This is a genomic window from Bradyrhizobium sp. USDA 3397, from assembly GCF_054060965.1.
The window spans coordinates 6,043,800-6,068,410 of sequence record NZ_JBSSDS010000001.1 but is presented as its reverse complement, the minus strand read 5'-3'; the positions used below and the strand labels follow the sequence as shown (position 1 = coordinate 6,068,410).

Genomic DNA, 24,611 nt, shown 5'->3' with positions numbered 1-24,611 from the left:
GAGCAATGGCCGCCGTTCGTTCCCAGGTTGCGCCGCTCTGGGCCGCGCTTGCCTTGTGCACTGCAATGAGCGGCGAGGCGCTGGCGCAGAAGAAATACGACAGCGGCGCGTCCGATACCGAGATCAAAATCGGTAACATCATGCCCTACAGCGGTCCGGCCTCCGGCTATGCCGCGATCGGCAGGACCGAGGAAGCCTACTTCAACAAGATCAATGCCGAGGGCGGCATCAATGGCCGCAAGATCAGATTCATCTCCTATGACGACGGCTATTCGCCGCCAAAGACGGTGGAACAGGCGCGAAAACTGGTCGAGAGCGACAACGTGCTGCTGATCTTCGGCTCGCTCGGCACTTCCACCAACAGCGCCATCCGCAAGTACATGAACGAGAAGAAGGTGCCGCAATTGTTCGTGGCGAGCGGCGCCTCGAAATGGAACGACCCCAAGCAATATCCCTGGACCATCGGCTGGCAGCCGAGCTACGTCAGCGAGGCCCGGATCTATGCCAAATACATCATGAAGGAGAAGCCAAACGGAAAGATCGGCGTGCTCTACCAGAACGACGATTTCGGCAAGGACTATCTAAACGGGTTGAAGGAGGGCCTCGGCGCCAAGGCTTCGATGATCGTGCGGGAGGAAGCCTACGACACTTCCGAGCCCGCAATCGACGAGCGAGTCGTGAAGCTGAAGGCGGCCGGCGCCGATATCTTCATCAGCCTCACAAACCAGAAATTCGCCGCGCAGGGAATCAAGAAAGCCGCGGAGATCAACTGGCATCCGATGCACATCATCTCCAACGTCTCGGCTTCGGTCAGCGGCGTATTGGAGCCAGCGGGCATTGAAGTCTCGCAAGGCATCCTGTCGGCGACCTACACCAAGGACGGCTCCGACCCGCAGTGGAATGCCGACGACGGCATGAAGAAGTTCTACAGTTTCCTCGCGCAATACGAGCCCAAGGCCAACAAGCTCGATGCCGGCGTCGTGTACGGCTATGCCGCCGCACAGACCATCGTGAAGGTGCTGCAGATGTGCGGCGACGATCTCACCCGCGAGAACGTCATGAAGCAGGCCGCCAGGTTGAAGGACTTCGCACCCGACACGCTGCTGCCCGGCATCAAAATCAACACCGCGCCCGACGATTTCGCCCCGATCGAGCAGCTCCAGATGATGCGTTTCAAGGGCAGGAAATGGGAGCTGTTCGGCGACATCATCTCGAGCGAGATGAGCCACTGAACGACACAATTCAGGATAGCTTCGTTTTCACAGGGCAACTCAAGCGGTGAGTTTTGCCCCGCAAAAAGAATCTCACGCGCCGGAATATTCACTATCCCATCGAAGAGATCGCCGCCCGCGCGAGGCCCGTACCGGCGTTTGTCTTGCTGACGGCCTTGGATAGGTATTGAATGTGCGACGGAGCGGCAACGATCGCTCCCAACAAGAACAATCGACACATTCAATCCTGTCCAGGGAGATCAAAATGCCTGCAATGCATGTGCGATTGGGGGCCCTCTCGGCTGCCCTCGTGCTGGCCACCACCCTTTCCACGACCGCGTCCGCGCAGAAGAAATACGACACCGGCGCATCCGACACCGAAATCAAGATCGGCAACATCATGCCCTATAGCGGTCCCGCATCCGCCTACGGCGTGATCGGCAAGACCGAAGAGGCCTATTTCCGCAAGATCAACGCAGAAGGCGGCATCAACGGCCGCAAGATCAACTTCATCACCTATGACGACGCCTATTCCCCGCCCAAGACCGTGGAGCAGGCGCGCAAGCTGGTCGAGAGCGACGAGGTGCTGCTGATCTTCAACTCGCTCGGCACCCCGCCGAACTCGGCGATCCAGAAGTACATGAACCAGAAGAAGGTGCCGCAGCTGTTCGTCGCCACCGGCGCCACGAAGTGGAACGACCCGCAGACGTTCCCGTGGACGATGGGCTGGCAACCCAACTACCAGATCGAGTCGATCATCTACGCCAAGTACATCCTGAAGAACCATCCGAACGCCAAGATCGCCGTGCTCTACCAGAACGACGATTACGGCAAGGACTATCTGAAGGGGTTCAAGGACGGGCTCGGCGCCAAGGCCGCCTCGATGATCGTCATCGAGGACAGCTACGAAGTCTCCGAGCCGACCATCGACTCCCACATCGTCAAGATGAAGTCGACCAACGCCGACGTGTTCTTCAACATCACGACGCCGAAATTCGCGGCACAGGCGATCAAGAAGAACGCCGAGATCGGCTGGAAGCCGCTGCACTTCCTCAACAACGTCTCGGCCTCGATCGGCAGCGTGATCAAGCCGGCCGGCTTCGAGAACGCGCAGGACATCATCTCGTCGCAATATTTCAAGGATCCCACCGACGCGCAGTGGAAAAACGACAAGGCGATGATCGCCTGGAACGAATTTCTGGATAAGTATTATCCGGAAGCCAACCGCGCCGACGCCTCGGTGATGTACGGCTATATCGTCGCCCAAGGCCTCGTTCACGTGCTCAAGGCCTGCGGTGACAATCTCACCCGCGAGAACATCATGAAGCAGGCCGCCAACATCAAGGACTTCGAGCCGGCGGGCCTGTTGCCGGGCATCAAGGTCAACACCTCGGCGACCGATTTCGCGCCGCTCTCGCAACTGCAGCTGATCCGGTTCAAGGGCGAGCATTGGGTGCCATTTGGCGAGGTGCTGAGCGGCGACGTCGGCGGCTGACCATCAACCAGTTGCTCAAGATGTAGCCAAACCGACGAAAGACGCAGCCCCTGCGGCCATGCCGCAGGGGCTTTTCCTTGAAGCTTTCGGGCAAATCGTATTGAATTGCGCTCGCGTCGCGAAGAAAAACGAGACAAGAAAAGAGACGCACACACAAAGAAAAAACAGGGAGATTGGAATGCCTGCTGTCACCGGCAAGCTTGCGGCCGCATCATTGGCGCTCGCGCTCATCGCGGCCTCGGCATCAACCGCAACGGCCCAGAAGAAATACGATACCGGTGCGACCGACACCGAGATCAAGATCGGCAACATCATGCCCTACAGCGGACCGGCCTCCGCCTACGGCATCATCGGTCGCACCGAAGCCGCCTATTTCAAGAAGATCAACGAAGAGGGCGGCATCAACGGCCGCAAGATCAATTTCGTCTCCTACGACGACGCCTACTCGCCGCCGAAGACGGTGGAGCAGGCGCGCAAGCTGGTCGAGAGCGACGAGGTGCTGCTCGTCTTCAACTCGCTCGGCACGCCGCCGAACTCCGCGATCCAGAAATACATGAACTCGAAGAAGGTGCCGCAGCTGTTCGTCGCCACCGGCGCCACCAAGTGGAACGATCCGCAGAACTTCCCGTGGACCATGGGCTGGCAACCCAACTACCAGAGCGAGACGCAGATCTACGCGAAATACATCCTCAAGGCCATGCCGAACGCCAAGATCGGCGTGCTCTACCAGAACGACGACTACGGCAAGGATTACCTGAAGGGCCTGAAGGACGGCTTGGGGGCCAAGGCCGCGAGCATGATCGTGCTGGAGGAAAGCTACGAGACGTCGGAGCCGACCATCGACAACCACATCGTCAAGCTGAAAGCCACCGGCGCCGACGTCTTCATCAACATCACCACGCCGAAGTTCGCGGCGCAGGCGATCAAGAAGATTTCCGAGATCGGCTGGAAGCCGACCCACTTCCTCAACAACGTCTCGGCCTCGGTCGGCAGCGTGATCAAGCCCGCCGGCTTCGAGAATTCGCAGGACATCATCTCGGCCGCCTATCTGAAGGACGTCTCCGATCCGCAGTGGAAGGACGACGCCGGCATGAAGGCGTTCCTGGAATTCATGACGAAGTACTTCCCCGAGGGCGACAAGCTCGACGGCGGCACCATCGTCGGCTACGGCGTCGCACAGACGCTGGTCGAGGTGCTGAAGAAGTGCGGTGACAATCTCACGCGCGAGAACGTCATGAAGCAGGCGGCGAGCCTGAAGGACTTCCGCACCGAAGTGCTGCTGCCCGGCATCAAGATCAGTACCGGGCCGAACGACTTCGCGCCGATCAGCTCGCTGCAGCTGATGAAGTTCAAGGGCGACAAGTGGGATCTGTTCGGCGAGGTGATCAGCGCCGACGCCGGCGGCTAGAAACTGCAACGCGCGGACGACGAGCCCCCTGCGCTGATCGCGCAGGGGGCTTCTCCTTTGGGTGGCAATTATGATCACGCGATTGCACAATCGAATGACGGCGAAGGCGCTTACGCTTCGGCACACGATGCGGTAGGCAGATGGCGGCGACCTCGTCGCCGCCAGTCCAGTCTGCGCAAGGCCATTGTCCATGACCGACCGACGTCCCCTGCTCCGTGCGCTCTATGACGCGGCCGTTGCTGCCGCCCATCCGGGCGTGGTGCTGGCCCCTCACTTGCGGCCTGCGCCCAGGGGGCGCGTGATCTGCCTTGCGGCCGGCAAGGGCGCCGGCGCGATGGCTGCGGCCGCGGAGCGGCATTATCTCGATGCGCTGGGATTGGCGCCGGAGCGCCTCGTCGGCATCGCCACCACGCGCCACGGCTACGGCGTGCCGACGCGCAGCATTCGCGTGGTCGAGGCCGGTCATCCCGTGCCTGACGAAGCGGGCCTGAAGGGCGCGGCCGACACGCTCGCGCTCGCGGGCGAGGCCGGGCCGGACGACCTGCTGCTGGTGCTGCTCACCGGCGGCGGCTCGGCCAACTGGATCGCGCCGGTGGACGGCATCAGCTTCGCGCAGAAGCAGGCGGTCAACAAGGCGCTGCTGCGCTCGGGCGCGCCGATCGGCGAGATGAACGTCGTGCGCAAGCACCTGTCGCGGATCAAGGGCGGCCGTCTCGCCCGCGCCGGCAGCAACGCCGCGGAGATCGTGACGCTCGCGATCTCTGACGTGCCGCATGACGATCCGTCCGCGATCGCCTCCGGCCCCACCGTGCCCGATCCGACCACGCTGGCGGATGCGCGCGCGATCGTGGCGAAATACAGGCTCGACATCGACGATGCGGTACGCCGCGCGCTCAACGATCCCAACAACGAGAGCTGCAAGCCGGGCGACGCCGCCTTTGCGCGCGCCTCGTTCGAGCTGATCGCGCGGCCCAAGCAGTCGCTGGACGCTGCGGTCAAGCTCGCGCGCGAGGCCGGCTACGGGACCATCGATCTCGGCGCCGATCTCGAAGGCGAGGCGCGCGAGGTCGCCGCCGATCACGCCAGGCTGGCGCTTCAGGCACGCAGCCAGGGCAAGCGCGTCGCGATTCTCTCCGGCGGCGAGCTCACGGTCACCGTGCGCGGCAACGGGCGCGGCGGGCCGAACCAGGAATACGCGCTGGCGCTGGCCTCGCTCTTGAAGGACACTTCCGGCATCGCCGCGCTGGCCGGCGACACCGACGGCGCCGATGGCGGCGCGGGCCACCCGACCGACCCCGCCGGCGCGCTGATCGATGCGGCGACGTTCGCGAAGATGAAGGCGCTGGGGCTCGAGCCGCAGGCCTATCTCGACAACAACGACGCCACCACGTTCTTCGAGGCGACCGGCGACCTGCTGCGGCCTGGACCGACGCTGACCAACGTGAACGACATCAGGGTGATTTTGGTGGATTGACGTTCGCTTACCCTCCCCTGGAGGGTAAGAGTCAAAACTCGTTGGCGATCTTCGCGAGCATCCCGATCAGGGCTTCGCGGTTGGCCTGGCCGAGCAAGTCGTTCAGCCGGGCCTCGTGCTTGGTGGCGACGAGCTTCTTGGCGCGCGCCAGCACGGCCTTGCCCTTGTCGGTCAAGACCAGGATGTGCGAGCGCCGGTCGTTGGTGGAGCGGATCCGCGCGCAGAGGTCGCGGCTCTCCAGATTGTCGAGCATGGCCACGAAGTTCGGCCTGAGGATGCCGAGCGTGGAGGCGATCTCGGTCTGGTTACGGCCGGGGTTTTTCTCGACCAGCAGCAGCACCGAGAACTGCGCCGGCGTCAGCTGGAGCGAGGCCATGCAGCGCAGGAAATTCTCGAACACCTTGAGCTGTGCACGTTTCAGGACATAGCCCAGCTGCTCGGAAAGCTCGCCGAGTTGGAGGGCCTCCGCCTGCGGCTCGCCTGCGTCCTTGCGGCCCTTGGCCGGGTCGGCCGGCTTGTCGGAGGACTTTCAGCGGTTTTGGAAACGGTCATCGCCTCGTGCTCGTAATCCCGCTAAATTCCGGGGCGGGTCGTTCCCACCCTTGAAGTTATATTTGATAATTGTTATGGACCATACCAAATATCGCCTGCGTTTTTCAATGGCTGTGAACGGACCGTCCACCGCAATCGAGGGGACCGGTCCGGATTAGGGGGAGCGTCCGGTCTTGAATACCACCATCATGCTGTTCCTGGTGCAGGACGGCATCACCAATGGCGCGATCTATGCGCTGCTCGGCCTGGCGCTGGTGCTGGTGTTCGCCGTCACCCGGGTCATCCTCATTCCCCAGGGCGAATTCGTCACCTATGGCGCGCTGACCTATGCCTCGCTGGCCGCCGGCCAGATGCCGGGCACGGCAAAGCTGGCGCTGGCGCTCGGCATCGGCGCGTTCGGCTTCGACCTGTTCGTGGCGCGCAAGGCGCTGCACGGGCGGCTGGTCGTTCGCAGCTTCATCGCCAACGTCGTGCTGCCGGCGATCGTGCTGGCGCTGACCCTGTCGCTCGCGGCGCAGAAACCGCCGGTCGCGGTCTGCATCGCGCTGTCGCTGGTGATCGTGGCGATGATCGGCCTCTATCTCTACCGCATCGCCTTCCAGCCGCTGGCGCACACCTCGGTGCTGGTGCTGCTGATCGCCTCCGTCGGCGTCCATCTCGCGCTGCAGGGCCTCGGCCTGTTGTTCTTCGGAGCCGAAGGCCAGCGCGGGCCTGCCGTGCTGTCCGGCGCCTTCACCGCCGGCGCATTGCGCTTCACCGGCCAGAGCATCACCGTCTATGCCATCACCATCGCCTTCATCGTCGCGCTCTGGCTGTTCTTCGGCCTGACGCTCTACGGCAAGGCGCTGCGCGCGACTGCGGTCAACCGGCTCGGGGCGCGGCTTGCCGGCATCCGCACGACGCTGTCGGGCCAGATCGCCTTCCTGCTGGCCTCCGTGATCGGCGCACTCTCGGGCATCCTGATCGTGCCGATCACGACACTGTATTACGACTCCGGCTTCCTGATCGGGCTGAAGGGCTTCGTTGCCGCGATCATCGGCGGCCTCGTCAGCTATCCCCTCACCGCCGTCGCGGCGCTGGTGGTCGGCATCGTCGAGGCGTTCTCGTCCTTCTATGCCTCCAACTACAAGGAGGTGATCGTCTTCATGCTGCTGATCCCCGTGCTGCTGCTGCGCTCGCTCGCCGCGCCCGCGGTCGAGGAAGAGAAGGACTGAGCCCGATGCAGAGCCGGTTTCCCATCCTCGTCTTTGCGATTCTCATGGCGGCGATCCCGCTCATCCCGGGCGTGCCCCCGTTCTGGATCGTGCTGCTCGACAATATCGGCCTTGCCGCGCTGGTCGCGATGGGCCTCGTGCTGCTGACCGGCGTCGGCGGCCTCACCTCGTTCGGCCAGGCCGCGTTCGTCGGTTTCGGTGCCTACACCACCGCCGTGCTGACGACGGCCTATGGCCTGTCGCCCTGGCTGACGCTGCCGCTGTCGCTCGTGGTCAGCGGCTCGCTCGCGGTGCTGCTCGGGCTGATCACCGTGCGCCTCTCGGGGCATTACCTGCCGCTCGGCACGCTCGCCTGGGGGCTTGGGCTGTTCTACCTGTTCAGCAAGCTGGAGTTTCTGGGACGCAACGACGGCATCTCGGCGATCCCGCCGCTGTCGATCGGTGCCTTCAAGATGCTCTCGCCCGGCTCGATCTATTACGCGATCTGGGTCGCCGTGATCCTCTCGGCCCTGCTGACGATGAACCTTTTGGACTCCCGCACCGGCCGCGCCATCCGCGCGCTGCGCCGCGGCCATGTCGCCGCCGAAGCGTTCGGCGTCCACACGCCGCGGGCAAAGCTGCTGGTGTTCATCCATGCCGCGGTGCTCGCGGGCCTGTCCGGGTGGCTCTACGCCCATCTCCAGCGCGCGGTGAACCCGACGCCGTTCGGCGCGCATATGGGCATCGAATATCTCTTCATCGCGGTGGTCGGCGGCGCCGGCTATGTCTGGGGCGGCGTGCTGGGCGCCGCGATCGTCGTGATCCTGAAAGAGGTGCTGCAGAGCTATCTGCCGTTGATCCTGCCCGGCTCCGGCCAGGTCGAGACCATCGTGTTCGGCATCATGCTGGTGGCGCTGCTGCAGCTTGCGCCCGGCGGCCTCTGGCCCTGGCTGATGTCGTTCTTCCCCGAGCGCACCGACGGCAAGAAGCCGGACACCTCGCTGAAGCTGGAGCATCGCACCCGCGCGCCCGCCGAGACCGGCGTCCTGCTTCAGGTCGAGAAGGCGCGAAAGCAGTTTGGCGGCGTGGTCGCGGTGAACAACGTGTCCTTCGACGTGCAGGCCCGCGAGATCGTCGCGCTGATCGGCCCGAACGGCGCCGGCAAGAGCACGACCTTCAACCTGATTACCGGCGTGCTGTCGGCAACCTCGGGCTCGATCTCGGTGCTCGGCAGGAAGGTCGACAACGCGCCGCCGCAGGAGATCGTCAAGCTCGGTATCAGCAGGACCTTCCAGCACGTCAAGCTCGTCCCCGACATGACCGTGCTGGAGAACGTCGCGATCGGCGCACATTTGCGCGGCCATTCCGGCCCGATCTCCTCGATGCTGCGGCTCGACCGCGCTGACGAGGCCAAGCTTCTCGCCGAGGCCGCCCGCCAGATCGAGCGCGTCGGCCTCGCCGAGCAGATGCACCAGCTGGCAGGCTCGCTCTCGCTCGGCCAGCAGCGCATCGTCGAGATCGCCCGCGCGCTCTGCGTCGATCCGATGCTGCTGCTGCTCGACGAGCCGGCAGCCGGACTGCGCCACATGGAAAAGCAACGGCTGGCCGCACTGCTCCGCGAGCTGCGCGACGGCGGCATGTCCGTCCTTTTGGTCGAGCACGACATGGGCTTCGTGATGAACCTTGCCGACCGCATCGTGGTGCTCGATTTCGGCACCAAGATCGCGGAGGGCACGCCGGCGACGATCAAGACCAATCCCGAAGTGATCAAGGCCTATCTCGGAGTGGCGGCATGAGCACGCTGTTGTCCGTCACCGACGCGCATGTCGCCTATGGCAAGGTCGAGGCGGTGCGTTCGGTCTCGCTCGAAGTGGGCGCCAACGAGATCGTCACCATCGTCGGCGCCAACGGCGCCGGCAAGACCACGCTTCTCTCGGCCATCATGGGCATCCTGCCGCTGAAGGGCCGCGTCGCCTTTGCCGGGCAGGATCTCGCCCGCCTCGACATCGAGGACCGTGTCGCGATGGGCCTCGGTCTCGTTCCCGAGCATCGCGAATTGTTCGTGACCATGAATGTCGAGGACAATCTCGAGCTGGGCGCGTTCCGGATCGAGCGCAGCAAGGCCAAAGCCTCGATGGAGCGGGTCTATGCGCTGTTTCCGCGGCTGAAGGAGCGGCGCAAGCAGCTCGCCGGTACGCTCTCCGGCGGCGAGCAGCAGATGCTCGCGATGGGCCGCGCGCTGATGGGCGAGCCGAAGCTCTTGATGCTGGACGAGCCGAGCCTGGGCCTTGCCCCGATCATCGTCGCCGACATCTTCCGTATCGTCACCGAGCTCCGCGCCGCCGGCGTCTCCGTGCTGCTGGTCGAGCAGAACGCACAGGCCGCGCTGAAGATCGCGGACCACGCCTACGTCATGGAGCTCGGCGAGTTCGTGCTCAGCGGCAAGGCCAGCGACATCGCCGCCAACGAACGGGTCGCGGCAAGCTATCTCGGCTTCCAGCACGAAGGCGAAAGTGCGATTTAGTGTCGCCTACCCTCCCCTGGAGGGGGAGGGTCGCTTCGCATGTAGCGGAGCGGAATGCGAAGCGGGGCGGGGTGACGGTCTCTCCGCGTCGTAGACTGCCCGTGTTGAGAGATCACCCCACCCCGCTCGCGCTTCGCGCGATCGACCCTCCCCCTCCAGGGGAGGGTAAAAGAAGAAGTGGTTACGGAGCTACACCCGCTGTCTTCTCCCCCTTCAGCGCCGCAACCTCCGCTTCCAGCTCTGCGATCCTCGCATCCCTCGCCGCCAGCGCGGCCGCGACATCGGCTGCATCAAACTTCTGCGGGATGTGCTGCGGGCAGTTGGTGTCCCAGGCTGCGATCTTGAACAGGATCACCTGCTCGGGCCGGGCGCGGTAGCCTTTCGGCATCAGTGACGTGGTCAGCGCTTCGTCGTCCTCGACCACGCGCGCCTCGCCCCAGATCTTCACACGGCGGCGGTGGGCGTAGTCCATCACGAAGATGTAGGCCTTGGAATTCTCCGAGAGATTTCCTTGCGTGATGAACTGCTGGTTGCCGGCATAGTCGGCGAAGGCGAGCGTCTGCTTGTCCAGCACCTTGAGAAAGCCCTTCGGGCCGCCGCGGTGCTGGATATAAGGCTGGCCGTCGGCTGAGGCCGTGGCGAAATAGAAGCTGTTGGCGTCGGCCAGGAACGCGGCGAGATTGTCGTCGACCTCGGTGCGCCAGCCGCGCTGCTCGCTGCGCGCATAGGCCTCGCGCGAGCCCTTGCGCGCCTGGATCGTCTTCACCGCCGGCGAAAAGGCCACGTCGCTGGCATAAGTATCAATTGCCGTCATCGGAACGTCTCCTGAAATTCCGGCGCATTGCTGCGTCTTCCGCGCCTAATCTGGGCCCTTCGGCGTCTAAAACAATTGAGCAGCTTGACACTTCATCATTGCGATATATGCAATAATGCCCATGGACCGCCTGGAAGCCATGCAAGTCTTCGTCACGGTCGCCGACCTGCGCGGCTTTGCGCCGGCCGCACGCAAACTGCGGCTGTCGCCGTCGGCGGTGACGCGGATGATCGCGGCGCTGGAGGAGCATCTCGGCGCGCGGCTGCTGCAGCGGACCACGCGGCAGGTGGCGCTGACTGACGTCGGCACGCGCTATCTGGAGCGCGCGCGGCGCATCCTCGCCGACGTCGAGGAGGCTGACGGCTCGGCGCGGGAGGAACGCCATCGGCCGAGCGGGCGCCTCGTCGTGTCCGCGCCGGTCGGCTTCGGCCGCCTGCATGTCGGGCCGGTCATGACCGCCTATCTCAAGCGCTATCCCGAGGTCACGGCCGAGCTCAGGCTGTCCGACCATCTCGTCAACCTCGTCGAGGACGCCGTCGATGCCGCGGTGCGGATCGGCCATCTCGCCGATTCCTCGCTTGTCGCACGCCAGGTCGGCGAGATGCGACGGATCGTGGTGGCCGCGCCCGGTTATCTCAAGCGCAACGGCGAGCCGAAGACGCCGGAAGCGCTCGCCACGCACCAGACCATCCAGTTCGGCCCCTGGTCCGAATGGCGTTTCCTGCGCGACGGCCGCGATATCGGGCTGCCGCTGTCGCCTCGCTTCATCAGCAACAGCGCCGACGCCGCCCTGCAATATGCCGAGGCCGGCGGCGGCGTGACGCGGGTGCTGGCCTATCAGGCCGCCGAGGGCCTGAAGGGCGGACGCCTGAAGATCGTGCTGGCGCAATACGAGCAGCCGGCGCTGCCGATCCACATCGTCTACCCGACCTCGCGCCTGCTCTCGGCCAAGGTGCGCGCGTTCGTCGATCTCGTGGTGGAGACGGCGGAGTGGAGGTTTGGGTGATCTTTTCCGTCATGGCCGGGCTTGTCCCGGCCATCCACGCGCCACCACGCATGCGGTGCCAAACACGTGGATGCCCGGGTCAAGCCCGGGCATGACAACAGAGAGAGTTGGGCCTCACCCCTTCTTCGGCACCACCCGGAACGTGCCGCTGGCCCGCGCGATCACGGCGTCGTCCGCCTTCACCAGGCACTGCGCGAAGCAGATCGTGTTCCCGGTCTTGATCGCCTCGCCTTCGACCGCGAGCCATTGGCCGATCTCGGCAGCGCCGACATAATCGACCGACAGCGAGATGGTGACGAACGACGTGGTCCAGCCAGTCGCCTGGGCGCAGCTGTAGCCCATGGCGGCGTCAGCGAGCGCCGCGATCAGCCCGCCATGGATCAGTCCGCGGGCGTTGGTGTGTGGCGTCGCCAGGCGCAGTCCGACGGTGACGCCCTTGTCGGTCTTCTTCGAATAGAGCGGCTCCCAGGGATCGGTCAGCGGGGCTTTGCGGAAATGCGGCTCGTAGCCGGCGGGGATGTCGGTGCGGGTCATGGCGGTCTCGCTTCATTGCCTTGGCTGCATTGGAAGCGAATGACGCGAGGAATGCATCACCTACAAAGCTTTAAACGGAATTTGTGCAGATGTTTGAAACGAGCCCCGCCATCGCCGCAACGGCCCGACGATTGCGACCTTTGTCCGCATACATGCTGCTTCCGATCCTGTTAGGCTTTGGTCGCAGCCTGCTTGTGGCAGAGGCTCGCAGGCGATAATTATACCATATAACGTTTGCGCAAAGGGAGGGCGGTGGTCGCCCGAGCAGCGACAAATCCATGCAACATGGCTGACGTAGATGGCGCGACACGGCGCGCCTCAGTTCCGGCTTGAACGCGTCAGCGAATTATATAACATGTTAATTAACGAGACCGGGCCAACGAAGCCCGCCGTCGCAAAAGGGAGAGACGCGTGATGAGGAAAGCCTGTCTGGCCTTGCTGCTGGCAGCAAGCGTGAGCCCTGCGCTCGCGCAGGACAAGACATTTGAGCTGAAGGTCTCGCACTGGGTGCCGGCATCGCATCCGCTGCAGAAATCGCTGGAAGACTGGGTGGCTGCGGTGAACAAGGATTCCGGCGGCACCATTACCGGCAAGGTGTTTCCGGCCCAGCAGCTCGGCAAGGCGTTCGACCATTACGACATGGCGCGCGACGGCATCGCCGACGTCACCTATGTCAATCCCGGCTACCAGCCCGGCCGCTTCCCGATCATCGGCGCCGGGGAATTGCCGTTCCTGATCTCGGATGCCAAGGGCGGCTCGATGGGCCTCGACGCGTGGTATCGCAAATATGCCGAGAAGGAGATGAAGGACGTCAAATACTGCCTCGCCTTCGTCCACTCGCCCTCCTCGTTCCATTCCCGCACCAAGAAGATCGTCAACCCCGAGGACGTGAAGGGCATGAAGATCCGCCCCGCCCACGCCACCATGGCGAACTTCGTCACCTCGCTCGGCGGCACCAACGTGCAATCCTCGGCGCCGGAAGTGCGCGACATCATCGAGCGCGGCGTCGCCGACGGCGTCACCTTCCCCTGGGGCTCACTGGTGCTGTTCGGCATCGACAAGGTGACCAAGTACGACATGGAGGCGCCGCTCTACACCACGACCTTCGTGTTCGTGATCAACAAGGACAAGTACAATGCGATGTCCGACAAGCAGAAGGCCGCGATCGACAAGAACTGCACGGTCGAGATGGCAGGCGCGGTCGGCGAGCATTGGGGCAAGTTCGAGGACGCCGGCATCGCCAAGGTGAAGGCGGAATCCAGCCATGAGGTCTACAAGCTGACGCCCGAGCAGATCGCGGCCTGGAAGAAGGCCGCCGAGCCGCTGGTCAAGACCTGGGGCGACGGCGCCAAGAAGGCCGGCGCCGAACCGGATGCGGCGCTCGCGGAGCTCAAGGCCTCGCTGAAGAAGTACAACGCGCTGGCGGAGTGACGCCCAGCAGTGGCACGCGCTCACTGCACCTCTCCCGCTTGCGGGAGAGGTCGCGCCGAAGGCGCGGGTGAGGGCTCTCTCCTCTTGGGGGTTCTCGATTGTGGAAGCACCCTCTCCCCAACCCTCCCCCCGCAAGCGGGGGAGGGAGCGCACCTCCCTCGCGGACAAACTGAACCCGGCTTCGCTGGATTTAGATAGGAATCTTCCCCCATGAAGCGCTCCTGGATGGATCGCGTGATCGATTCGATCGAATGGATCGCGGCCGGCTTCGTCGGCATCGTCGCGCTCGACATCTTCCTGTCGGTGCTGTTGCGCAACACGCTGAACTATTCGATCCCCGACAGCTTCGACATCGGCCGAATGCTGCTCGGCATCCTCATTTTCTGGGGCATCGCGGCGACCTCCTATCGCGGCACCCACATCACGGTCGACCTGGTCTGGGGCAATGTCGGGCCGCGCCATCAGCGCTGGATCGACGTGTTCGCGACCCTGGTGCTGCTGTTCGTCGTCACCGTGCAGACCTGGACGCTGTTCGACAAGGTTCGGCTGACCTACAACGACAACGTCCAGACCTTCGACCTGCACATGCCGACATGGCCATTCTTCCTCGTCGCGTGGATCGGCGACGTCTGCGCCGTGCTGCTGATCGCGATCCGCACGTACCGGCTGATCTTCCACCCCGAAGACATGCATGAACCCAAGATCAAGGTGACGGAGTAACCATGAGTACCGACGCCGTCGCCGTCATCGGCTTCGTCGCCCTGTTCGCCCTGATGCTGCTGCGCGTGCCGGTCGGCATGGCCATGGGCCTCGTCGGCGTGTGCGGCTTCAGCTATCTCGTGGGCTCGACACCGGCCCTGAAGATGGTCGGTCAGGTCACCATGCGGACCGTGACCGACTACACCTTCGGCGTCATCCCGATGTTCCTGCTGATGGGCTCCTTCGTCAGCAATTCCGGCATGAGCCGCGAGCTATTCCGCGCCGCCAACGGCTTCGTCGGACATTTGCGCGGCGGACTCGGCATTGCCACCGTCGGCGCCTGCGGCGGCTTTGCCGCAATCTGCGGCTCCTCGGTCGCGACCGCGGCGACCTTCTCCGCCGTCGCCTATCCCGAGATGCGGCGCTTCGGCTATCCGCAATCCTTCGCCACCGGCGTGATCGCGGCCGGCGGCACGCTGGGCGCGATGCTACCGCCATCCACTGTTCTTGCGGTCTACGGCATCATCACCGAGCAGGACATCGGCAAGCTGTTCATCGCCGGCATCATCCCGGGCCTGCTCGCGATGACCATGTACATGATCACGATCTCCCTGATCGGCTATTTCCGTCCCGACTTCCTGCCCAAGGGCAAGGTGACGCCGTGGCGCGAGCGCTTTGCCGGATTGAAAGAGATCTGGGCGCCGGTGCTGCTGTTCATCTTCGTCATCGGCGGCCTCTACGGACTGCCCTTCCTGCCGCGCTTCACGCCGACCGAGGCCGGCGGCGTCGGCGCGACTGGGGCCTTCATCATCGGCGTGCTGACCGGCCGCCTCGACCGCGAGAAGGTGCTGGCCTCGCTGCTGCAGGCGACGCGCACCGCGGCTGCGGTGTTCACCGTGCTGATCGGCGCGCTGATCTTCGGCTATTTCCTGACGGTGACGCAGACGCCGCAGAAGGTGACGGAATTCCTCACCGGGCTCGGCCTCGGCCCCTACGGCGTGCTGGCGCTGATCATGGTGATGTATCTCGTGCTCGGCTGCCTGATGGATGCCATGGCGATGATCATCCTGACCGTGCCGATCATCTTCCCGGTGATCATGCATCTGGGGTTCGATCCGATCTGGTTCGGCATCATCATCGTCGTGACGGTCGAGCTCGGCCTGATCACTCCGCCGGTGGGCATGAACGTCTTCGTCATAAAAAGCGTAGTGAAGGACGTCTCCTTCTCCACCATCTTCAGGGGCGTAAGCCCGTTCGTGGCAACGGACCTCGTGCGCCTCGTGATCCTGATCGCCTTGCCGCTGCTGGCGACCTGGCTGCCGACGCGCATGATGGCGCATTAGCTTGGCGAAGACCGTTACTTGCCCTCCCCTGGAGGGGGAGGGTCGATCGCGCATAGCGCGAGCGCGGTGGGGTGACGGTCTCTCCACATTGAAGACTGCCCGAGCGGAGAGATCACCCCACCCCGGCGCTTCGCGCCGACCCTCCCCCTCCAGGGGAGGGTAAGACGCGGTATCGTTCGTCATGGTCAATTAAGAGGTGAAGCGATGACCACCCCGACCCTCGAAACCAAATACGTCTTCACCATCACCGCGCGGATCGGCGACGTCGTGACCGCGGGCGAGACCGGAATCGGCGTCCGCCGGATCATTCCGATCATCGGCGGCGAGGTGACGGGCGCGGTCAGCGGAAAGGTGCTCCCCTTCGGCGCCGACTTCCAGACCATCCGGCCCAACGAGCTGATCGATCTCGAAGCGAAATACGCCTTCGAGACCGAGGACGGTGCGACCGTCTACGTCGAGAACAGAGGTATGCGCTTCGGCCCGGTCGAGCTGTTGCAAAAGCTCAAGCGCGGCGAGCCGGTCGATCCGAAACTGATCTATTTCCGCACCGTGCCGAGGTTCGAGACCGGGCACGAAAAGTACCGCTGGCTGATGGAGCACATCTTCGTGGCGTCTGCGGCGCGCCATGCGGATCGCGTCGTGATCGACGTGCATCAGGTGATGTGAGGGAGAGGCCGTAGGGCCTCTAGCCGGATCGCGCCGGACGATGCTGCGCATCGCCGGGGGCGACCCGGATGAGGTGAAGACGCCTACAACGTCTCTTGCTTATGCCCGCAGTTCTTGCAGGCGAACTTGACGCGGGTCTGGCCCTTCTCCGCCTGCACCCGGTTCGGCGCTCCGCACTTGCCGCAGACGGCCTCGATGCGGGTCGTGCCCTGCTTGACCACGATGGTCTTCTTTTCCATCGATTCGCGGATCAGGCGCTCGGCCTCCTCGCGCAGGGATTGTTTCGACAAAGCTAGTCTCCGCCTCTGGAAAGCGCGAGAGCCATATCGCACCTGCACGCGAAGCACAATGCACCCTGCCTGCCGCGCGCGCCCCTGTCGCCCCAGAGGGCGCGCTGCGACCGTTCGCCTTACGCCGCCTTGGAGACCTCCATCAGCAGCCGCTCGGCCTTGGCATCCTCGATGCGGTTCACGAGGCGGCTGCTCTCATGATTGTCGCGCACGGTCTTGGTCAGGGTGACGCAGGTCTGGATCATCATCACGATCCCCATGGTGAGATAACCCTTCATCCAGAGGTCGATCGGCAGGAAGAAGATGCCGATGGCAACGAGGAAGGCGGACGCTGCGAAGGACGCGTAGGTGAAGCTCACCCAGGCACCGCTGTGGGGCTGGCCGTTCTGGTTCATGATAGTCTCCTGTCGATTGGAATGATGATGGTGTTCGGGTTCGAACTTGAGATCAGGCCGCCGGCATGCGCCTGGACTTCAACCGCGCCAGCACGTCGTCTGCGGTCGTCTTGAGCCGCGGGCCGAAGCCCTGCTCGGCGAGTCGTTCGGCGGTGGCGAGCGGACCGGTGGCCGCGTCGATCTCGACCAGGGCATCGTCGGCCGCTTGCGCCTCCATCTGCCGCTCGCGCAGACGCTTCAAGGTCCCCTCCGCCTCCGGCAATGTCGATTCATAGGGGCGCGCGGCCTCGATGCCGCTGCGGCGAAGCGAGCGCACCGCTTCCGAGGCGCGGGCGATGCGGCGGCCGCGATCGAGCTCGGTGATGCGGGCCTGCGCGTTGGCGACGTGGCGCTTCAGCCGCGCGATCTCGGTCGCGAACAGCGCGCGCGCCGTCATGGCCGCATCGCGATCGGCCTCCAGCGCCGCAATGGCTTCGGCGGCCTCCTTGGCGAGGTCCTCGCGGCCGCCATCCAGCGCCGCAACGGCACGGGTTTCAAGATCGGCGATGCGCGCATTCGTGGCCTCGAGCTTGCGGCCTTCCTGCTGGTCCTGCGCGATCGCCAGCGCCAGCGTGCGCTTGCTGCGCTCGACGGCTGCGGCCGCATCGCGCATCTGCTGGTCCAGGATCAGAAGGGCGGTGCGGTCTTCCAGTTCCTCGCCCGCAGCGGCGACGCTGCCGCGGAAGAGGGTCACGACGGTCTTGAACATTGGTTGCTCCCTGTCTATGAGCGTTGCTCACAAAAGCTTTGTAGCAGGAAACGTGAACATCGTTCAATATTATTTTGAGCGGCGCTCACAAACTTGATTAAGAATGACTAAGGCCTTGGAACGGCGAGAGAAATTGCGCGACGCCCTGATCCAGGCGGCAGAACAGATGATCGCCGAGCGGGGGTTGGCAGGTCTGAAGACGCGCGATTTGGCCCGCGAGATCGGCTGTGCCAATGGCGCGGTCTATAATCTCGTCGCTGATGTCGACGAACTGATCCTGCGGGTCGGCTCGCGCACGCTGCTCCGGCTCGACGAGGCGCTGACTCTCGCAACAAATGCCGGCGAGCCATCGCCACGGGAATCCCTGGTCCGCATCGCCCTCGCCTATTGCGATTTCGCCGCCGAAAACCTCCAGCTCTGGCGCGCGCTGTTCGAGCACCGGATGGAGACGGGCAAGCTGGTGCCGGACTGGTCCGTGCACGACCAGATGCAGCTGTTCCGTCATATCTACCAGCCGCTGGCCGCGCTGTTTCCTGGGCGCAGCCCGGAGGAACTCGGCATCACCGCACGCAGCCTGTTCTCGGCCGTGCATGGCATGGTGGCGCTCGGGCTGGAGCAGAAGCTGGTGGCCGTGCCGCTGCCGGCGCTGCGCAAGGAGATCACGGGCCTCGTGCGTGCGATGATCGACGGGCTGATCGCGCACGACGTGAAAGGAGCGGCGGCGGCTGACTAAAATTTCACCTGTCGCATCGCCAGTCGCGCGCTTAGCCTTCGAGCCGTCCCTCACCTCTCGGAGCACCTCATGCCCCTCCTCATCCGCGGCGGCACCGTCGTCAATCACGATCATTCGCGCCGCGCGGACGTGCTGATCGACGGCGAGACCATCGTCGCGATCGGCGCAGCGCTCGATGCGCCGACGGGTAGCGAGGTCATCGATGCAGGGGGCGCCTATGTCATCCCGGGCGGGATCGATCCGCACACCCATCTCGAAATGCCGTTCATGGGCACCGTCACCGCCGACGATTTCGAATCCGGAACCAAGGCGGCGCTGAGCGGCGGCACCACCATGGTGGTGGATTTCTGCCTGCCCGATCCCGGCCAATCCATGCTGGCAGCGTATCAGGAGTGGCGGCACAAATCCGAGAAAGCGGCCGGCGATTACGGCTTCCACATGGCGGTGACGTCATGGTCGAAGCAAATCCATGACGAGATGGAGATTGTGGTCAAAACCTACGGCATCAACACCTTCAAGCATTTCATGGCCTACAAGGGCGCGCTGATGGTGAACGACGACGAGCTCTACAACTCGTTCGCGCGTTGCGCCCATCTCGGCGCCATACCGGTTGTCCATGCGGAGAACGGCGACGTCGTCGCCCTGATGCAGGACGCCCTGATCGCGCGCGGCGTCACGGGGCCGGAAGGGCACGCCTATTCGCGGCCGCCGGAGGTCGAGGGCGAAGCCACCAACCGCGCCATCATGATCGCCGACATGACCGGCACGCCGGTCTATATCGTGCATACCAGCAGCCGCGAGGCGCATGAGGCCATCGCGCGGGCACGCGCCGCCGGCAAGCGCGTCTATGGCGAGCCCCTGATCCAGCATCTGCTGCTGGACGAGCGTGAATATCAGAACAAGGACTGGGATCATGCCGCACAGCGCGTGATGTCGCCGCCGTTCCGCGACAAACAGCATCAGGACAGCCTCTGGGCCGGCCTGCAAGCCGGCTCGCTCCAGGTGGTTGCGACCGATCATTGCGCCTTCACCACCGAGCAGAAGCGGTTCGGGCGCGGCGATTTCAGGAAGATCCCGAACGGCACCGGCGGCCTCGAAGATCGCCTGGCGCTGCTCTGGACCGCGGGCGTCGCCACGGGGCGGCTGACCAAAGAGGAATTCGTCGCGGTGACCTCGGCGAACATCGCCCGCATCCTCAACATCTATCCGCGCAAGGGCGCGATCGCCGTGGGTTCGGATGCCGATATCGTGGTGTGGGATCCCAAGGCGAGCAAGACCATCAGTGCCAAGCGGCAGATGAGCCGGATCGATTACAACGTGTTCGAGGGTTTTGCCTGCACCGGCGGTGCGGCCGCGACGCTATCGCGCGGCCGTATCGTCTGGAAGGATGGCGATCTGCGCGCCGAGGCCGGCGATGGGCGATACGTCGAACGTCCCGCATTCTCGCCGGTGCATGTGGCAAACTCGGCCTGGAAGGAACTGACGGCTCCGCGCGCCGTCGCACGCGGTGCGGTGACGCCGTAAGCCATCGCGCTCCCTGGCAGACATCCGGGCAACGACAGCCTCGATCTCGGAGAGACTTAGGAACGAACGGCTGGAGGCCTCGTTGTCGCGTAGTTTCTCTCCAGCACGCGAGTCTCCCATGTATCACCACGTCAAGAAGCTGATGTTCACCGTGCGCGTCGACGAGCCCGATCCGCGCTTCGGCAATATGCTCCTCGAGCAGTTCGGCGGCGCCAACGGCGAACTTGCGGCTGCGATGCAATATTCGATTCAGGGACTGAATTGCGAGGATCCCGACCGCAAGGACCTCTTGATGGATATCGGCACCGAAGAGCTCAGCCATCTCGAGGTCGTCGGTTGCCTCGCCCGGATGCATCTTGCGCCCTCGCGGAACGACCGCCAGGCGGCAGAGGCCGATCCTCTGATCGCGATTGCCGGCGGAGGCGGCGTCAATCTGTTCAACTCGCAAGGCAATCCCTGGACCGCGGACTATCTCAAGATCACGGGCGAGCTCGACGTCGATCTCCGCAGCAACATCGCCGCCGAAGCGCGTGCCAAGATCGTCTACGAGCGCCTGATCAATTTTTGCGACGATGCCGGCAGCAAGGACGCGCTGCAATTCCTGATGACGCGCGAGATCACGCATATGAAGGCGTTCGCGCGCGCACTCGAGAGCCTGTCGAAGCCGGCCTTCAGCATCGGCCGGATCGCGCCGACGCCCGGCCTCGTGAACCAGTACTTCAACGATTCCACCGGCAGCGGCGACCACGGCGAAATCGATACCCGCGGCCCCTGGAACGAGGGCGAGGACTGGGTGTTCACGGAATCGCCTGCGCTGCAATCCGCCGATCCCGGCGCGGCCACCCCGATCGTCGCGGAGAGCTCACCGCCTGTCGACGAGGCCGGCCTGACCGATCTGCTGCTCCATGAGCTGCGTGACATCCTCCATGCCGAGAAGCAGCTGACGAAGGCGCTCCCGAAGATGGCGCAGTCCGCCCGCTTCGACCAGTTGCGGGAACTGTTCGAGCAGCATCTGGCCGAGACCGAAAACCAGGTCGAGCGCATCAACGAGTGCTTCGAGCTGCTCGGCGAGAACGCGCGCGCCAAGCCTTGCAAGGGCATGATGGGCCTGATCGAGGAAGGCCAGGAGGTCATGAAGGAAAGCCAAGAGAAGGAGGATGCAGCCGCCGACCTCGCGCTGATCTCTGCGGCGCAACGTGTCGAGCATTACGAGATGGCCGGCTACACCACCGCGCGCAACCTCGCGCAGCAGCTGCGCCACAGCGCGATCGTCGCCCTGCTCTCCAAATCTCTCGCCGAGGAAGAGAATGCCGACCTCCTGCTCAACCAGGTCGCGCGATCGCTGATGTCGGTGGCGAAGATGCCCGCCGCGCTGGAGCAGGCCGAGTAGTCCGCGCCGACGCGCAACACCTATCAACCCACGCCGCCTCGCGTTCGCGGGGCGGCTTGGTGCTTCCTGGCTGTGGCATACAGCTTGCCTCTCGATGCCGGACAATTCCGGAACGGGAGGCACCCTTGAGCATTTCACCCCTCGATTTGAACCGCCGCAGCGTCGTGCTCGGCGGCCTCGGTGTCGCCGGTATGGCAGCCTTTGCTCCACGTCTCGCCCGGGCGCAGGGCCGCAGCGAGACGTTGCTGGTGGTGCAGGAGCTCGGGCCGAACTCGCTGGACATGCAGGGCGTCGGCTCCAACCAGACCGTGAATGGCCTGTCCTGGAACTGTTACGACCGCCTGCTCACCTACGCCTCCAAGACACTGCCGGACGGCACGTTGTCGTATGACCGCGAGAAGCTCGCGCCCGAGCTCGCCGAGAGCTGGGAGGTCGCCGCCGACGGCATGTCCTGCACCTTCAAGCTTCGCAGGGACGCCAAATTCCACGACGGCACGCCTGTGACCGCCAAGGACGTCAAATGGTCGTTTGACCGCGCCGTGAAGGTCGGCGGGTTTCCGACCTTCCAGATGTCGGCGGGATCGCTGGAGAAGCCGGAGCAGTTCGTGGTGGTCGACGACCACACTTTCCGTATCGACTATGTCCGCAAGGACAAGATGCTGCTGTTCAACGTCGCCGTCGTCGTGCCCTTCATCATCAATTCCGAGCTCGCCAGGAAGAACGCGACGCCGGAAGACCCGTGGGCGCTGGCCTGGCTGAAGAACAACGAGGCCGGCGGCGGCGCCTACAAGATCGAGAGCTGGAAGCCGGGCAGCGAGACCGTGCTGACGCGCTTCGACGACTGGAAGAGCGGGCCGCTGCCGAAAGTGAAGCGCGTGATCGCCCGCGACGTTCCCTCCGCCGGCACGCGCCGTGCCATGCTGGAGCGGGGCGATGCGGATATCTCCAGCGGCTTTGCACCACGCGATTTCGAGCAGATCATCAGGGAGGGCAAGGTCAAGGTCTCGGGCGTGCCGATCCCGAACGCGCTGTGGTACGTCGCGCTGAACACCGCGAAGCCGCCATTCGACAATGTCAGGCTCCGTCAGGCCATCGCGTGGGCCATGCCCTACGAGCAGATCCAGACCAGCGCCTTCTTCGGCCGCGCCGTTCCCATGTATGGCGGCGCCGCCGAAGTCTCAAAGCCGGTGTGGCCGCAGCCGTTTCCTTACGTCACCGATCTCGACAAGGCCAAGGCGCTCCTGAAGGAAGCGGGCTTCGAATCCGGCCTGGAGACGACGTTGTCGCTCGACACCGGTACCGCCACCGTCGGCGAGCCGACCGCGATCCTGATCCAGGAGAATCTCGCCAAGATCGGCATCAAGGCGGGAATCGAAAAGATTCCCGGCGCGAACTGGCGTACGACGCTGAACAAGAAAGAGCTGCCGCTCGCGCTCAACCGCTTCAGCGGCTGGCTTGATTATCCCGAATATTACTTCTACTGGAATTTCCACGGCAACAACTCGATCTTCAACATCTCCTCGTACAAGAACAAGGAGATGGACGCCCTGATCGACAAAGCGCGCTTCACCACCGATGCCGCCGAGTACGACAAGACCGTGAAGGATTTCATCGCGCTCTGTATGCGCGACGTCCCCGTGGTTCCGCTCAACCAGCCGATCCACGACGTTGCCATGCAAAAGAGCGTCTCCGGCTACGAATTCTGGTTTCACCGTGAACCGGACTACCGCCAGTTTGCGAAGGGCTAGTTCTGCCGGGCGACGCTGATGGCGCGTGAGGCAGCTCCTGCCTGCATGGTCGAAAAGCCGCGCTCCAGGCGCGCGGCGCTCGCATGCAGCATCGCCGCGTCGAGCCTACCCTGTCGCGATCCTTCCAAGGCGCAGGCAAAGACACGGTAGAACTGCGCGCCGTCATAGGCGACCAGCAGCAGATCGACGCCGGCATTGATCGCCTCGACCGCGGCCTTGCAGACGTCGTTCTGGTAGATCGCGCCCATGATGAGGTCGTCGGTCATCACCACGCCCTGGTAACCCCACGTCCCACGAATGATCCCCTCGACGACGCGCTTCGAATGCGAGGCGGCGCGATCGGGATCGACGGCTGTGAGCGTGACGTGGCCGACCATGAGGGCGCTGCGCGAACGCGACAGCACCTCGCGGAACGGGAGCCAGTCGGTTGCCTCCAGCTCCTTCACCGGCGTGTCGAGATTGGCGCTGAAATGATGCGTGTCGGCGCGCACGCGGCCAATGCCGGGAAAATGCTTGAGCGTGGCGCCGACGCCCGTCTCTTCCAGCCCGCGCACATACGCGCTCGCGATGGTGCTGACGACGGCGGGATCGCTCGCTATCGCGCGCTTGCCGATCAGCGTGTGGAAATCGAGACGGTTGCGCCGCGCCGGCGGCTTGAGGTCGAGCACCGGGGCGAGATTGAGGTTGACGCCGACGTGGGCGAGCTCGCGGCCGTGGATGCGGCCGAACTCCTCGGCCTTGGCCTGCTGCTCATCGGAAGCCAGCCCCGTCAGCGTTGCCAGCGCCGGCACCTTCGTCAGCGGCGGCGCAAGATGCCCGACGATGCCGCCTTCCTGATCGGCGGCGACGATCAGTGACGGCAGGCCGGCTGCGCGCCTGAGATCCTGCAGCGCCGCGATCTCCGCCCGCAACGTCTCGATGGCGCGGCCGCGGATATTGTGCCGGGTAACATAGACGCCGCCGATCAGGCCCTGCTCGGCGAGACGCGCAACCTCGGGAAAGGAGGAATAGCCGACCATGAAGTGCGGCCCGAGCTGCCGCGCCTCGACGGCGCTGGCGTTGAGAACGTCGTGCTTGCGCAGCTCGAACTTCAGATGCGCAGCCGACATCAAGAGCGGCGGCAGGCACCAGAGCACGACGAGCGCCTTGCCGGCGATGGTGCGCCAGCGACCTCCCCACAGCAAAAGAGCGACGATTGCGATGCTTGCGACGACAAGGGAGATGTTTCCGGCGCCACGCAGCACGAGCAGATAGGGATCGTTCTTGTTCGCGGCGACAAATGCAGCGAGCGGCGCGGCGAGCCAGAGCAGGACGAGACCGATGCGGTTGAGCAATTGCATGATGCACCAGGTGCGATGGGCGATGAATGTTTCGCACCTAGCAAAGCGAATCACGCTGCGCGAGAGGCAAAAGCGCGCCTGCACGAAAACTGC

General features: G+C 64.3%; 22 protein-coding genes and 1 pseudogene. 16 read left to right on the top strand and 7 right to left on the bottom strand.

What is annotated here, in order from left to right:
• Window positions 1–5: 5 nt before the first annotated feature.
• The 4 genes from ACVWYQ_RS28040 (at window position 6) to ACVWYQ_RS28025 (ending at window position 5,588) form a co-directional block, all read left to right on the top strand.
• Window positions 6–1,232, top strand: coding sequence for an ABC transporter substrate-binding protein (locus ACVWYQ_RS28040; RefSeq protein ID WP_456726579.1), 1,227 nt, complete (start codon window positions 6–8; stop codon window positions 1,230–1,232).
• A 244-nt stretch (window positions 1,233–1,476) separates the two neighbouring features.
• Entirely contained in the window at window positions 1,477–2,706 is a 1,230-nt protein-coding gene (locus ACVWYQ_RS28035; RefSeq protein WP_275497882.1) for an ABC transporter substrate-binding protein, read from the top strand.
• A 178-nt stretch (window positions 2,707–2,884) separates the two neighbouring features.
• Entirely contained in the window at window positions 2,885–4,114 is a 1,230-nt protein-coding gene (locus ACVWYQ_RS28030; protein ID WP_035997932.1) for an ABC transporter substrate-binding protein, read from the top strand.
• Window positions 4,115–4,304: 190 nt separating this feature from the next.
• The gene (locus ACVWYQ_RS28025; protein ID WP_456726578.1) at window positions 4,305–5,588 is read left to right on the top strand and encodes a glycerate kinase type-2 family protein; all 1,284 of its coding nucleotides are present in this window, start codon (window positions 4,305–4,307) and stop codon (window positions 5,586–5,588) included.
• Between the two features lie 31 nt (window positions 5,589–5,619).
• Here the strand turns inward: ACVWYQ_RS28025 and ACVWYQ_RS28020 are convergent.
• Window positions 5,620–6,140: pseudogene (locus ACVWYQ_RS28020) on the bottom strand (MarR family winged helix-turn-helix transcriptional regulator).
• Between the two features lie 173 nt (window positions 6,141–6,313).
• On the opposite strand from ACVWYQ_RS28020, the gene ACVWYQ_RS28015 reads away from it, so the two are divergent.
• Genes ACVWYQ_RS28015 through ACVWYQ_RS28005 form a run of 3 tightly spaced genes read left to right on the top strand, consistent with a single transcriptional unit; the run spans window position 6,314 to window position 9,857 of the window.
• Window positions 6,314–7,354 carry a branched-chain amino acid ABC transporter permease gene (locus ACVWYQ_RS28015; RefSeq protein WP_271542811.1) on the top strand — a complete coding sequence of 347 codons (1,041 nt, stop codon included), beginning with the start codon at window positions 6,314–6,316 and terminating at the stop codon, window positions 7,352–7,354.
• A 5-nt stretch (window positions 7,355–7,359) separates the two neighbouring features.
• On the top strand, window positions 7,360–9,129 hold the full coding sequence (locus ACVWYQ_RS28010; protein WP_404545843.1) for a branched-chain amino acid ABC transporter ATP-binding protein/permease: 1,770 nt from the start codon (window positions 7,360–7,362) through the stop codon (window positions 9,127–9,129).
• On the top strand, window positions 9,126–9,857 hold the full coding sequence (locus ACVWYQ_RS28005; protein ID WP_225111652.1) for an ABC transporter ATP-binding protein: 732 nt from the start codon (window positions 9,126–9,128) through the stop codon (window positions 9,855–9,857). The genes ACVWYQ_RS28010 and ACVWYQ_RS28005 overlap by 4 nt, the downstream gene beginning before the upstream one ends.
• Window positions 9,858–10,038: 181 nt before the next feature.
• Here ACVWYQ_RS28005 and ACVWYQ_RS28000 read toward each other — a convergent pair whose 3' ends face one another.
• A complete protein-coding gene (locus ACVWYQ_RS28000) occupies window positions 10,039–10,671 on the bottom strand; it encodes a pyridoxamine 5'-phosphate oxidase family protein (RefSeq protein ID WP_271542809.1) in 633 nt (210 codons plus the stop codon).
• A gap of 121 nt (window positions 10,672–10,792) precedes the next feature.
• Here ACVWYQ_RS28000 and ACVWYQ_RS27995 point away from each other — a divergent pair, with 121 nt between their 5' ends.
• Complete coding sequence (locus tag ACVWYQ_RS27995) at window positions 10,793–11,677, top strand: LysR family transcriptional regulator (RefSeq protein WP_404546436.1); 885 nt, start codon at window positions 10,793–10,795, stop codon at window positions 11,675–11,677.
• Window positions 11,678–11,791: 114 nt separating this feature from the next.
• Here ACVWYQ_RS27995 and ACVWYQ_RS27990 read toward each other — a convergent pair whose 3' ends face one another.
• A complete protein-coding gene (locus ACVWYQ_RS27990; protein ID WP_035997915.1) occupies window positions 11,792–12,211 on the bottom strand; it encodes a PaaI family thioesterase in 420 nt (139 codons plus the stop codon).
• Window positions 12,212–12,625: 414 nt separating this feature from the next.
• Between ACVWYQ_RS27990 and ACVWYQ_RS27985 the strand changes: the two genes are divergently transcribed.
• The 4 genes from ACVWYQ_RS27985 (at window position 12,626) to ACVWYQ_RS27970 (ending at window position 16,350) form a co-directional block, all read left to right on the top strand.
• Window positions 12,626–13,642 carry a TRAP transporter substrate-binding protein gene (locus ACVWYQ_RS27985; protein ID WP_157283823.1) on the top strand — a complete coding sequence of 339 codons (1,017 nt, stop codon included), beginning with the start codon at window positions 12,626–12,628 and terminating at the stop codon, window positions 13,640–13,642.
• Between the two features lie 210 nt (window positions 13,643–13,852).
• Window positions 13,853–14,362: a TRAP transporter small permease gene (locus tag ACVWYQ_RS27980; RefSeq protein ID WP_035997911.1), complete on the top strand. Its 510-nt coding sequence runs from the start codon at window positions 13,853–13,855 to the stop codon at window positions 14,360–14,362.
• Between the two features lie 2 nt (window positions 14,363–14,364).
• Window positions 14,365–15,684 (top strand): TRAP transporter large permease, encoded by a 1,320-nt coding sequence (locus ACVWYQ_RS27975; RefSeq protein ID WP_157283672.1) that lies wholly within the window; start codon window positions 14,365–14,367, stop codon window positions 15,682–15,684.
• A 204-nt stretch (window positions 15,685–15,888) separates the two neighbouring features.
• Window positions 15,889–16,350, top strand: coding sequence for a DUF3237 domain-containing protein (locus ACVWYQ_RS27970; protein WP_275497871.1), 462 nt, complete (start codon window positions 15,889–15,891; stop codon window positions 16,348–16,350).
• Window positions 16,351–16,433: 83 nt separating this feature from the next.
• Here ACVWYQ_RS27970 and ACVWYQ_RS27965 read toward each other — a convergent pair whose 3' ends face one another.
• The 3 genes from ACVWYQ_RS27965 to ACVWYQ_RS27955 all read right to left on the bottom strand — a co-directional run bounded on the left by ACVWYQ_RS27965 (window position 16,434) and on the right by ACVWYQ_RS27955 (window position 17,783).
• Window positions 16,434–16,640: a hypothetical protein gene (locus ACVWYQ_RS27965; RefSeq protein ID WP_025033895.1), complete on the bottom strand. Its 207-nt coding sequence runs from the start codon at window positions 16,638–16,640 to the stop codon at window positions 16,434–16,436.
• A 119-nt stretch (window positions 16,641–16,759) separates the two neighbouring features.
• Window positions 16,760–17,035: a YiaA/YiaB family inner membrane protein gene (locus tag ACVWYQ_RS27960; RefSeq protein WP_035997898.1), complete on the bottom strand. Its 276-nt coding sequence runs from the start codon at window positions 17,033–17,035 to the stop codon at window positions 16,760–16,762.
• Window positions 17,036–17,087: 52 nt separating this feature from the next.
• Window positions 17,088–17,783, bottom strand: coding sequence for a PspA/IM30 family protein (locus ACVWYQ_RS27955; protein WP_404545837.1), 696 nt, complete (start codon window positions 17,781–17,783; stop codon window positions 17,088–17,090).
• 103 nt (window positions 17,784–17,886) lie between these two features.
• Here ACVWYQ_RS27955 and ACVWYQ_RS27950 point away from each other — a divergent pair, with 103 nt between their 5' ends.
• The 4 genes from ACVWYQ_RS27950 (at window position 17,887) to ACVWYQ_RS27935 (ending at window position 23,178) form a co-directional block, all read left to right on the top strand.
• Window positions 17,887–18,516, top strand: a complete 630-nt coding sequence (locus ACVWYQ_RS27950; RefSeq protein ID WP_271542805.1) for a TetR/AcrR family transcriptional regulator — start codon at window positions 17,887–17,889, stop codon at window positions 18,514–18,516.
• A 69-nt stretch (window positions 18,517–18,585) separates the two neighbouring features.
• Complete coding sequence (gene hydA, locus ACVWYQ_RS27945) at window positions 18,586–20,040, top strand: dihydropyrimidinase (RefSeq protein WP_271542804.1); 1,455 nt, start codon at window positions 18,586–18,588, stop codon at window positions 20,038–20,040.
• A 118-nt stretch (window positions 20,041–20,158) separates the two neighbouring features.
• Window positions 20,159–21,430, top strand: coding sequence for a DUF892 family protein (locus tag ACVWYQ_RS27940; RefSeq protein ID WP_157282801.1), 1,272 nt, complete (start codon window positions 20,159–20,161; stop codon window positions 21,428–21,430).
• A 125-nt stretch (window positions 21,431–21,555) separates the two neighbouring features.
• Complete coding sequence (locus ACVWYQ_RS27935; protein ID WP_404545834.1) at window positions 21,556–23,178, top strand: ABC transporter substrate-binding protein; 1,623 nt, start codon at window positions 21,556–21,558, stop codon at window positions 23,176–23,178.
• Here the strand turns inward: ACVWYQ_RS27935 and ACVWYQ_RS27930 are convergent.
• Window positions 23,175–24,518, bottom strand: coding sequence for a glycoside hydrolase family 3 N-terminal domain-containing protein (locus ACVWYQ_RS27930; RefSeq protein WP_404546434.1), 1,344 nt, complete (start codon window positions 24,516–24,518; stop codon window positions 23,175–23,177). The genes ACVWYQ_RS27935 and ACVWYQ_RS27930 overlap by 4 nt on opposite strands.
• Window positions 24,519–24,611 lie beyond the last annotated feature (93 nt).